This is a genomic window from Luteococcus sp. H101 (assembly GCF_038433155.1).
GTDB lineage: Bacteria > Actinomycetota > Actinomycetes > Propionibacteriales > Propionibacteriaceae > Luteococcus.
This window is the reverse complement of the sequence record NZ_JBCDMW010000016.1, coordinates 120,333-130,507: the sequence shown is the minus strand read 5'-3', so window position 1 is coordinate 130,507 and position 10,175 is coordinate 120,333. Positions and strand designations below refer to the sequence as shown.

Annotated in this window: 9 protein-coding genes; 2 read left to right on the top strand and 7 right to left on the bottom strand. The window is 68.7% G+C overall.

All coding sequences use genetic code 11. The features are described 5' to 3' along the window. Positions 1-145 precede the first annotated feature (145 nt). From AAEX60_RS06590 to AAEX60_RS06575, 4 genes are all read right to left on the bottom strand, one after another. The gene (locus tag AAEX60_RS06590; RefSeq protein WP_342102047.1) at positions 146-514 is read right to left on the bottom strand and encodes a DUF2200 domain-containing protein; all 369 of its coding nucleotides are present in this window, start codon (positions 512-514) and stop codon (positions 146-148) included. 9 nt (positions 515-523) lie between these two features. After that, the gene (trpS, locus tag AAEX60_RS06585; protein WP_342102045.1) at positions 524-1,639 is read right to left on the bottom strand and encodes a tryptophan--tRNA ligase; all 1,116 of its coding nucleotides are present in this window, start codon (positions 1,637-1,639) and stop codon (positions 524-526) included. A 231-nt stretch (positions 1,640-1,870) separates the two neighbouring features. Beyond that, positions 1,871-2,722 carry a PHP domain-containing protein gene (locus AAEX60_RS06580; protein ID WP_342102044.1) on the bottom strand — a complete coding sequence of 284 codons (852 nt, stop codon included), beginning with the start codon at positions 2,720-2,722 and terminating at the stop codon, positions 1,871-1,873. Between the two features lie 21 nt (positions 2,723-2,743). Then, positions 2,744-7,474: an NAD-glutamate dehydrogenase gene (locus AAEX60_RS06575; protein ID WP_342102043.1), complete on the bottom strand. Its 4,731-nt coding sequence runs from the start codon at positions 7,472-7,474 to the stop codon at positions 2,744-2,746. 72 nt (positions 7,475-7,546) lie between these two features. On the opposite strand from AAEX60_RS06575, the gene AAEX60_RS06570 reads away from it, so the two are divergent. Further along, the gene (locus tag AAEX60_RS06570; RefSeq protein ID WP_342102041.1) at positions 7,547-8,023 is read left to right on the top strand and encodes a DUF2505 domain-containing protein; all 477 of its coding nucleotides are present in this window, start codon (positions 7,547-7,549) and stop codon (positions 8,021-8,023) included. Positions 8,024-8,035: 12 nt separating this feature from the next. Here the strand turns inward: AAEX60_RS06570 and AAEX60_RS06565 are convergent, their stop codons facing one another. The 3 genes from AAEX60_RS06565 to AAEX60_RS06555 are packed head-to-tail and all read right to left on the bottom strand — an operon-like array spanning position 8,036 to position 9,574. Further along, the gene (locus tag AAEX60_RS06565) at positions 8,036-8,245 is read right to left on the bottom strand and encodes a hypothetical protein (protein WP_342102040.1); all 210 of its coding nucleotides are present in this window, start codon (positions 8,243-8,245) and stop codon (positions 8,036-8,038) included. Beyond that, positions 8,245-9,090: a non-homologous end joining protein Ku gene (gene ku / locus AAEX60_RS06560; protein ID WP_342102037.1), complete on the bottom strand. Its 846-nt coding sequence runs from the start codon at positions 9,088-9,090 to the stop codon at positions 8,245-8,247. Before ku ends, AAEX60_RS06565 begins: the two co-directional genes overlap by 1 nt. 1 nt (position 9,091) lies before the next feature. Further along, positions 9,092-9,574, bottom strand: coding sequence for a DUF6912 family protein (locus AAEX60_RS06555; protein ID WP_342102034.1), 483 nt, complete (start codon positions 9,572-9,574; stop codon positions 9,092-9,094). 85 nt (positions 9,575-9,659) lie between these two features. Here AAEX60_RS06555 and AAEX60_RS06550 point away from each other — a divergent pair, with 85 nt between their 5' ends. After that, complete coding sequence (locus AAEX60_RS06550; protein WP_342102033.1) at positions 9,660-10,172, top strand: Rv3235 family protein; 513 nt, start codon at positions 9,660-9,662, stop codon at positions 10,170-10,172. Positions 10,173-10,175 lie beyond the last annotated feature (3 nt).

Genomic DNA, 10,175 nt, shown 5'->3' with positions numbered 1-10,175 from the left:
AACCCCCGAGACAACTCCCGAGGCCTGACATCCCACCCGACGCGGGGCCCCAACCAGCCGGTTGGGGCCCCGCGTCATGTCGGGGTGATGGGCTCGCCTCGACGCTCCGAGTCGGGTAGGTCTTGACCAGGGCTGTGAGCGTCGTTCAAGCCCGCTTGATCTTCTCCATCGCCTTGCCCTTGGCCAGTTCATCGACGAGCTTGTCCAGCTGCCGAGCTTGCTTGACCTGCGGGTCGCGGATCTCCTGCACCTTGTAGCCACAGATCGAACCGGTGATCAGCTCCGCGCTGGGATTCCAGCCCGGGGCCTGGGCGAAGAAGTCCGCCATGCTGCGACGCTCGTCCAGGGCGGAGGCCAGCGCGTCGTGGTCATAGCCGGTGAGCCACTCGACGACCTCTTCCAGTTCGTCCAAGGTACGGCCCTTGCTCTGGACCTTGTTCACGTACTGGGCGTGGATCTCCGCATAGGGCATGGCGAAAACCTTGCACCAGCGGGGCGTCATCTCGTCGGACACGGCGATCCCTCAGTACTTCATGCTCATCGCGGAGCGGACCTCGTCCAGCGTCTGCTCCGCGATCGCATTGGCCCGCTGGTTGCCGGCCCGCAACACGTCGCGCAGGTGGTCCGGATTGGCGGCCAGCTCGGCGCGACGCTCCCTGATGGGCGCGAAGTGCTCGTTGATGGCCTCGGTGACCAGCTTCTTCAGACCGCCACCGCCGGCATCGCCCAGCTCGTCGGCAATCTGCACCGGATCCCCACCGGTCGCCAGCGCCGCCAGCATCACCAGGTTGCTCACCTCGGGCCGGTTGATCGGGTCGAAGGTGATGTGGCGGTCGGAGTCGGTCTTGGCCCGCTTGATCAGCTTCGCCGTCTCGTCGGCCGTCATCCCGATCTCGATGGTGTTGCCCTTGGACTTGCTCATCTTGGTGCCGTCCAGGCCCAGGATCGCAGGCGCCGGGCTCATCAGCGCGTCGGCCTGCGGGAAGACTGCGGTGCCGGCGTCGGCGCGGCCGTAGCGCTCGTCGAAGCGACGGGCGATCACCCGGGTGATCTCGATGTGCGGCAGCTGGTCCTTGCCCACCGGCACCAGATTGGCCTTGCAGAACAGGATGTCGGCGGCCTGGTGCACCGGGAAGGTGAGCATCAGCCCGCTCATCGGCCGGTGCGGGTTGTTGGCCAGCTCGTCCTTGACCGTGGGATTGCGGTGCAGTTCTGGCACCGTGACCAGGCTGAGGAAGGGCAGCAGCAGCTGGTTCAGCGCGGTCACCGAGGAGTGGGTGAAGATGGTGGAGCGCTCCGGGTCGATCCCGCAGGCCAGGTAGTCGGCCATGCCGTTGAGCACATTCTCCTGCAGGCTGCCCACACCGTCGCGGTCATAGATCACCTGGTAGTCGGCCACCACGAGCATCGTCTCCACGCCCAGGTTCTGCAGGCGCACCCGGTTGGCCAAGGAGCCGAAGTAGTGCCCGATGTGCAGCTTGCCGGTGGGCCGGTCGCCGGTCAGGATCCGGTACTTGCCGGGATTGACGGCAATGTCGGCCTCGATCTGGCGGCTGCGCTCCAGGGAGTGCTTCAGCGACGCGTCGCTGATCTCGTCGCTGATCTGCTCCTCGACCTCGGCCGTGGTGTTCTCGCTCATCATCGTTCCTCTCGATTCGCGTCGCCGGTTCCCCGGCGGGCCGCAGGTCTTGCCCAACACACCGTCAGGACACACCCGGTCTGGACACACACAAGGGCCGCCGAAGCTCGGCGACCCTTGGGTGGTGTCACATGATCTGGTGGATGATCACTGCTTCCGTCGGCCGCCGCATGGCGGCCACCAGCGCGTCGTGGTCATCATGGGGCCAGCCTAACAGGCCCGGTCGGCGTCTCAGACGATGCCCCCACGCAGCCGGATCCGGCGCAGCATCTCGCGGTAAGCGGTGTCGCGAGTGTTCTCGCAGCCCAGCGGGTTGTTGCGCTTGCCCAGACCGTGGTAGTCGGAGCTGCCGGTGCGGATCAGGCCCAGCCGCCCACCCAGGGCAAAGAGCAGCTCGCGAGCCCGCTCGTCGTGGTCTGGGTGGTTTACCTCGATCCCCTCCAGGCCGTGCTGGGTGGCCAGCTTCTCGATCAGCTCCGCGGTCAGCACCTTCTCATTGCCGCGACCCCACGGGTGGGCCAGGACGGCGATGCCGTGCGCGTCGTGGATCAGGTCGATCGCGGCGCCCAGTTCGCAGGCGTAGCGGGGCACATAGCCGGGCTTGTCGTCGCGCAGCCACTGGTCGAAGGCGTCGTCGCGGTCCTTGACGTAGCCCTTGGCCACCATGGCGTCGGCGACGTGCGGCCGGCCGATCGACGGGGAGGCGCCGGCCGCCGCGATGATGTCGTCGACGGTCAGCGGCATGCCCAGCTCGGTCATCCGCTCGGCGAAGGCCTTGAGCCGGCCGGTGCGGGCCACGCGGATCTTGGCCAGCTCGCTCACCAGGGGCCGGTGGAAGGGGTCGCAGCCGTAGCCCAGCAGGTGCACCGAGTGCCCGTCGACCTGGGTGGACATCTCGATGCCGCACAGCACCTTGACGCCGATCCGCTTGCCCGCCTCAATGGCTTCCGGAATGCCGTCGAAGGTGTCATGGTCGGTCAGCGCGATGACGTCCAGCCCCACCTCCATCGCCTTGAGAACCAGTCGGGTGGGCGTGTCGGTGCCGTCGGAGACTACCGAGTGAGTGTGGAGATCGATCCGCATGGTCCTATCATGCCTGACTCGTCAGCCCTTCGTCATGAGAGAGCGCACCGTTCTGAGACCAACCGACATCCGGGCCAGGTCCGGTTCGCTGTCCAGGATGTCCGCCAGCACGACGCTGCGCTGCTCGACGGCCGGGGTGGCCTCCCACCAGGCGTCCAGCGAGCCGTGTGGGGCAATCTCGGCCACCAGCTGGCTCTGCACCGCCAGCAGGTCGTCGCGCAGCGCGGAGCGGGCCATGGTGTCCCACCGATTGGTCCGCGGCAGGCCCTCGATCCGTTCCAGCATGCGGTCCAACCCCAACCGTTCCGAGGTCTCGAAGAAGAGCCGGGCCACCTCTGCCCGGTCCCTCTCCTGCTCCCGGGCGATCTCCACGCAGGGCAGCAGCTGGTAGGCCCACGACGACCCGACGGCGACGCGCGCCAGTGTCTCGTCCACCCCGGCCTCCAGGGCCTGGGCCAGCTGCTCGTCGTAACTGCCGCGGGCCTTCGGGCCCAAGAGCTCCGGCAGCACCGCCAACAGCTCCTGCACGCCGTCGTGGTAGCGGTCGATCACCTCCTGCACGTCGATCCGGCCCGGGAAGCGGTGCAACAACCAGCGGGCACCCGATTCCACCAGCACCCGCAACCTCAGCCGCAGCGTGGTCTGCAGGGCCGCGTCGAGCGCCGCCCGACGGGTGTTGGTCTCCACCCGGCCGGCCTCGACGATGCTGCGGGCGGCCAGCTGGGCGCGTACCACCTCCGCCGCCTCGGCATTGGTCTCACTGGCCAGCCGGTGGCAGGCAGTCATCCCCTGGGAGTTCACGAAACGGTTCACCGCCACGGTGGCGATGATCTCCCGGTGCAGCCGGTGCTCGGGCATCCGGTCCCGGTAGCGCTCCCGCAGCAGCGGCGGGAAGTACTGCACCAGACGGTCCGCGACGAAGGGGTCATCGGGCAGGTCGGAGGCCAGGATCTTGTCGGACAGCCAGATCTTGCTCCACGCCAGCAGGGTGGCCAGCTCGGGGCTGGTCAGGCCGGAGCCCTCGCCGATCCGCTGCCGCATCACCGCCGAGGACGGCATGTTCTCCACCACTCGGTCCAGGTAGCCGGCTTGCTCCAGCTCGGTCATCCAGTCCTCGTGCACGCCGGCCATCGCCGACGACTGGGCCCGGGCATTGGCCAGGGCCAGGTTCTGGTCCACATTGTGGCGCAGCACCAGCTGGGCGACGTCGTCGGTCATCTGCGGGAGCAGGGTGTCGCGCTCCTGTTTGGCCAGCCGGCCGGCAGCCACCTCACCGTCCAGCAGGATCTTGATGTTCACCTCATGGTCGGAGGTGTCCACCCCGGCGGAGTTGTCGATGAAGTCCGTGTTGATCCGGCCACCCTGGCGGGCGTACTCGATGCGGCCCAATTGGGTCCAGCCCAGGTTTCCGCCCTCACCGGCCACCCGGGCGCGGACCTCGGAGCCGTTCAGCCGCACCGCGTCATTGGCCTTGTCCCCCACGTCCTGGTGGCTCTCCGAGGCGGCCTTGACGTAGGTGCCGATGCCGCCATTCCACAGCAGGTCCACCGGGGCGGCCAGGATGGCGCGGATCAACTGGATGGGTGTCAGGTGATCCGCGTCGTCGCCCAGCCCCAGCGCCTCGCGCACCTGGGCCGAGACCGGGATGGACTTGGCCTGACGGGACCAGACCCCACCGCCCTCACTGATCAGCGACGAGTCGTAGTCGGCCCAGGTGGAACGGGGCAGGTTGAACAGCCGCACCCGCTCCTCGAAGCTGCGCTCCGCGTCCGGGTTGGGGTCCAGGAAGATGTGCAGGTGGTTGAAGGCGGCCACCAGCCGGGTGTGCCGGGAGAGCATCATCCCGTTGCCGAAGACGTCGCCGGCCATGTCGCCGATCCCGACGCAGGTGAAGTCCTGTTCCTGGCAGTCCACGCCCAGCTCCCGGAAATGGTGCTTGACCGATTCCCAAGCGCCGCGGGCGGTGATCCCCATCGCCTTGTGGTCGTAGCCCACCGAGCCGCCGGAGGCGAAGGCGTCGCCCAGCCAGAAGCCGCGCTCGACGGCGATGCCATTGGCGATGTCGCTGAAGCTGGCGGTGCCCTTGTCCGCGGCCACCACCAGGTAGGGGTCGTCCTGGTCATGCCGGACCACTCGCTTGGGTGGCACCACCTGACCGTCGACGATGTTGTCGGTCACGCTCAGCAGGCTGCCGATGAACAGCCGGTAGCAGGCCTTGCCCTCCTCCAGCCAGGCGGCGCGGTCCTCGGCCGGGTTGGGCAGCTGGCGGGCGAAGAAACCGCCCTTCGCACCCACCGGCACAATCACGGTGTTCTTCACCATCTGGGCCTTGACCAGGCCCAGCACCTCGGTGCGGAAGTCCTCCGGTCGGTCGGACCAGCGCAGACCACCGCGGGCCACCGAGCCGAAGCGCAGGTGCACGCCCTCCACCCGCGGGGAGTGGACGTAGATCTCGAAGGCGGGGCGGGGCTGGGGCGCCAGGGAGAGCTGGCCGGGCAGCACCTTGAGCGCGAAGGCCGGGGCGTCGGGGGCGAAGAAGTTGGTGCGCACCGTGGCCTGGATCACCTCGACGAAGTAGCGCAGGATCCGGTCCTGGTCCAGCGACGCCACCTCGTCCAGTTCCTGGTCCAGTTCGGCCAGCCGCTGGGCGATCGCCTGCTCCCGGTCACCGGCCAGGTCCGGGTCGAAGCGGGTCTCGAACAGGCCAACCAGGTGCTTGGCCACCGGCAGGTTCGCCCGCAGGGTCTGGGCGATGTAGCTCTGGCTGAAACTGGTGCCCAGCTGCTGCAGATAGCGGCCGATGGCGCGCAGCACCATCACCTGCCGCCAGGTCATCTGTGCCTCGGTGACCAGGGCATTGAGGGCGTCCACCTCGGTGGCCCCGCGCCAAGAGGCGTCGAAGGCGTCGGTGAAGCGACGCCGCGCCGTCTCGTCCCAGCCCTGGCGGCCGCCGGCCAGGTCCAGACCGAAGTCGTAGACCATCGCCTGGTTGCCGCGCAGGGTGATCTCGAAGGGGCGTTCGTCCAGCACCCGGACGCCCAGGCTGGTGAGGTGGGGCATCACGTCCTGCAGCTGCATGGCCTGACCCACCCGCATCACCTTGAGCCGCAGGTCCGACGGGTCTTCGGGGGCGTCGGGCGCATAGACCGCGAACTGCATCGCGTCCTCGCCGGTCACCTGGTTCAGCGCCTTCAGGTCCGCGACGGCCTGGCGGGCCGTGTAGACCTCCTTGTAGGCGTCGGGGAAGCCGATGCCGCGCTCCTCGGTGGGCATCTGCTTGGCCAGGTCGATGAAGTCGTCGTCCCAGTGGTGGGTGGCCTCGGTCAGCTTGGCCTGCAGCTCGACGACGTCCGGTTCGACGTCGCTGTCCGCGGGCAGGTCCAGGGTGAAGTAGAGCCGGGCAAGCACCGACTGGCTGACCTGGGCCTGGTACTCGATCCCGGTGGCGCCCGTGGCCTGCAGCAGGATCCGCTGCATCCGCTCCCGGACCTCGGTGTTGTACCGGTCCCGGGGGAAGTAGACCAGGGCCGTCATCCGGCCGGGCCAGGCGCTCTTGCGGAGGAAGAGGCGCACCTGGCGACGTTCCTTCAGCTGGGCGATCTCGTGCACCACCGGCTTGAGCTCGTCGACGGTGGCGTGGAAGAGCTCCTCGCGGGGGAAGCCGTCCATCACCGACCACACGGTGCGGGCGCCGTGGCTGCCCTCCGGGTAGCCGAAATCGGCGATCATCCGTTCGGCCTTGTCCCGCAGCGACGGGATGGTGCGCACGCTCTCGGTGAAGGCGCGCTGGCCCAGCAGGCCCAGGAAGCGCTGCTCCCCGATGGCCTCGCCGGATTCGTCGAAGCGTCGGATGGCCAGGTAGTCCATCAGCACATTGCGGTGCACCGTGGCATGCCGCGAGTCCTTGGTGATGGCCAGCAGCAGCACCGGATCATAGGTGGGCATGGCATTGAAGGCGTCGGGCTCCTCATTGCCCCGCTGGATGCCCAGCCCGGTGCCGGGCACCGGGACCGCCTGACCGTCGCGGTAGTCGTACTCCCGGTAGCCCAGGAAGGTGAACCGCTCGTCGGCCAGGTAGCGCAGGAGCTCCGCGACGGACTGCCGCTCCTCCGCGCTGGCGTGGCCGGGACGGTGCGGCAGTTCGTCGGCGATCCGGCACATCGCGTCGTGCATCGGCTGGAAGTCCTCCACCGCCCGGGTCAGGTCATCCAGCCCCTGGCGCAGCCGGCCCTCCAGCTGTGGCCCCAGCTCCTTCGGCGATCCACCCAGCGGCGGGGTGGCCAGCACCCCCACCCAGGACTCGGCGACCCCCTGGGGCTCGGCCGCCTGGCCCTCCCCGCGGGGACTGATCCGCTGCACCTTGCCGGCGTCGTCCCGCACCACCCGGAACTGTGGGTGGAAGAGGTCCAGGATGCTCCAGCCCAGGCTGGTCAGGGCCATCGCGACGGTGTCCACGATGAACGGCCGGTCACCGGCCACCACCTGGACCACGGTCGGGGCGCCCGCGCGCCGGGCCGGGATCACCTGCACCAGGTTCTCGCCGTCACGACGGACCTGCCCCAGCTCCAGCTGGGCCTGCATCAGGTCCGCCAGCAGCGCCGGGTCCAGCGCCGCCAGGTCCTCGTCGCGGACGTGGGCCAACCATTGGTCCACCATCACGTGCAGGTCTTCTCGGGGCATCTCGGGCAGGATGCCGCCCAGCTTCTGGGCCAGTTCGTCAAGGATCGTGGTGCGCTGCTGACCAGCGAACATTCGCTATTTCTCCCATCAGGTAAACGGCCTCGTCGCCGTCCGCGATCGAGCCTATCAAGGCAAGATGGAGTCATGGAGATCACTTCCCGCCTCGACTTCGAGGCCGACCCCAAGACCGTCTACCTGATGATGACCGACAAGGGCTGGCTGGAGGAGCTGGTCAGCCGGTCCGAGGCCACCAGCCACACCATCGACGTGGCCGGGCGGACCACCCGGATCGAGATGTCCCTGCCGGCGCCCTCCGAGGTGGCCCGGTTCGTGGGCAGCGCACTGAAGCTCAACCAGACCGTGGAGTGGGACGACGCGGCCTCCGACGACTCCCGCACGGGCCGGCTGACCATCCAGGTCCCCGGCATGCCGGTGACCATGGACGGCACGGCGCGGCTCTACCCCGGCGGGCGGGGCACCATCGTCGACTACGCCGGCGAGCTGAAGGTCAACATCCCCCTGATGGGCAAGAAGATCGAGCAGCAGGCCGGGCCCTACATCAAGGACGCGATCGACGCCCAGCAGGACGCCGGCGAAGACTGGCTGGCCGCCCGGTCCTAGTGGGCCTCGGGCTCAGTCAGTCTCGATGAAGACCTCCTCACCCACCAGCTCCTTGAGCTGGTCGGCTGAGGCGGGGGTGGCGACGACGAAGTCGATGGCCTCGTCGTCGTCCTCCCCGGCGAAGCGTTCCTTGATCAGCGCCACCTCGTGACCGGCGGCGTCAATCGCCTCGGCGGCCCGCACGGCCTGGTCCTCGTCGTCGAAGTGCATTCGGGAAACCATCAGCTGGCCGCCTTCTTCTCGTCGTCCTTCTCGGTCTTCTCACCCTGACCAGCGGCCGCGGCGCGCTTGGCCTTGGCGGCCTCCACCGACGCCTTCAACGCGGCCACCAGGTCAACCACCTCGCCGCCACCGCTGGTGGGCTGCTCGGTCTTCTCCTCCATCGGCACGCCGGACAGCTTGGCCTGCACCACCTGCTCCAGCGCCTCGCGGTAGGAGTCGGTGAACTCGGCGGGGTTGAACTCGCCCTCCATCTGGGTGATGAACATCTCCGCCATGGACACCTCGGCGTCGGTGGCCTTGATGTCGTCGCTGGGAGCGGCGAAGGAGTTGTCCCGCACCTCGTCGGGCCACAGCATGCTGTGCATCACCAGCACCTGGCCCTGCGGCCGGATCAGGGCCAGGGATTCGCGGCTGCGCAGGGCCACCTTCACCACGGCGCTCTTGCCGGTGCGGGCCAGGGCATCGCGCAGCAGCACATAGGGCTTGGCGCCCGGCCCCTCTGCCTCCAGCAGGTAGCTCTTCTCGAAGTAGGTCGGGTCGATCTGGTCGTCGGTGACAAACTGCACCACGTCGACGGTCTTGGCCGAGCTCAACGGCAGGGCATCCAGGTCCTCCTTGCTGAGGACCGCCATCCGGCCGTCGGGAGCCTCGTAGCCCTTGCCGATCTCGGCGTAGGGGATCTCCTTGCCGCACTTCTCGCAGACCCGCTTGTACTTGATCCTCCCGCCGTCGTCGGGGTGCACCTGCTTGAAGGAGATGTCCTTCTCCTCGGTGGCCCCGTACAGCTTGACCGGGATGGTGATCAGGCCGAAGGAGATCGCGCCCTTCCAGAGTGAACGTGGCATGTCAGACATCCTCACCCAGAATGGGCAGTTCTTCCACCGCGTGCCACAACAGGTCGGCCCCGCGCACCAGTGCCTGCACCTGCTCGGTCTCCCAGGCCTGGTCCAGACCCATCCCGCGGATCGCCGTGGCGGCGGCCTCGGCCAGGGGCTGCGGATCCTCGTCGGTGAAGAAGCTGCGCACGGAGCTGCGCGCCAGGCCGGTCAGCCGCACTCCTCCGTTCTCGGTCTCCTCGCCGGGCTTGACGGTGGCGGGCGCCACCTCCGCCACCAGCACCAGCCGACGCCCGTGGGTCGCCAGGCCATGGACCGAGGCCAGCACCAGACAGGCGTACTCGGAATCTTCGGCCTCGGCGGGGCCGTGGCCCAGGGTTTCCCGCAGCGCCGGGGTCACGCTGAAGGCCTGGCAGCCGGGCAGGGAGCCGTCGCGCAACAGCGAGGCGGCCTGGCCGGGTGCGACGGGGACGAAGACGAGGACTCCAGTCATGCCCCCAATCTAGACCGTCGCGCAGTTGTCCACAGATTTGCCGTCGCCCCTTGGCAGCCGCCACCCACTGGCCAAGGCTGGAGGCATGAACCGACCCACCCAGCTGAGCGTGCACGGCCAGCAGGTGCTCCTGATGGCCCCGGACCTGCCCGACCCGACCCTTCCGGACCTGCCGCACCCCTTCCTGCCCACCGGCCACGACGCCGGGATCCGGAACCTGGCGTTGTCGCCCCGCCAACCCAGCGAGCTCGACGCCGATGACGCCACCGAGGCCGACCGGCTGGTCCGATCCATCGGGACCAGCCTGCTGGAGGTGCTGCAGCGGCGACGCCCGGCCAGCCAGCTGGCCATGTGGATGGCGGAGCCCTGTCACCTGCTGCTGGTGGCCTGGTCCCGCCAGCGGGAGTGGCTGGCTTCCCGACTGGTGGGCGTGCGCTCCTGCCGGGTCAGCCCCACCGTGCTGGAGGGCACCGTGATGTTCGCCGACCAGCAGCGGCTGTTCACCGTGCTGCTGCGGCTGGAACAGCGCTACGGCCGGTGGCACGTCACCGTCTTCGAGGTGATGCTGCCACCGGCCGCCCAGCCGCGCTGCGCCTAGGAA

What these genes read in the sequence shown, in the direction of transcription:
- AAEX60_RS06570 (WP_342102041.1), top strand. Translation starts at nt 7,547, where the DNA reads ATGGAGATCACTTCCCGCCTCGACTTCGAGGCCGACCCCAAGACCGTC.
- trpS (WP_342102045.1), bottom strand. Translation starts at nt 1,639, where the DNA reads ATGAGCGAGAACACCACGGCCGAGGTCGAGGAGCAGATCAGCGACGAG.
- AAEX60_RS06550 (WP_342102033.1), top strand. Translation starts at nt 9,660, where the DNA reads ATGAACCGACCCACCCAGCTGAGCGTGCACGGCCAGCAGGTGCTCCTG.
- ku (WP_342102037.1), bottom strand. Translation starts at nt 9,090, where the DNA reads ATGCCACGTTCACTCTGGAAGGGCGCGATCTCCTTCGGCCTGATCACC.
- AAEX60_RS06580 (WP_342102044.1), bottom strand. Translation starts at nt 2,722, where the DNA reads ATGCGGATCGATCTCCACACTCACTCGGTAGTCTCCGACGGCACCGAC.
- AAEX60_RS06575 (WP_342102043.1), bottom strand. Translation starts at nt 7,474, where the DNA reads ATGTTCGCTGGTCAGCAGCGCACCACGATCCTTGACGAACTGGCCCAG.
- AAEX60_RS06555 (WP_342102034.1), bottom strand. Translation starts at nt 9,574, where the DNA reads ATGACTGGAGTCCTCGTCTTCGTCCCCGTCGCACCCGGCCAGGCCGCC.
- AAEX60_RS06565 (WP_342102040.1), bottom strand. Translation starts at nt 8,245, where the DNA reads ATGGTTTCCCGAATGCACTTCGACGACGAGGACCAGGCCGTGCGGGCC.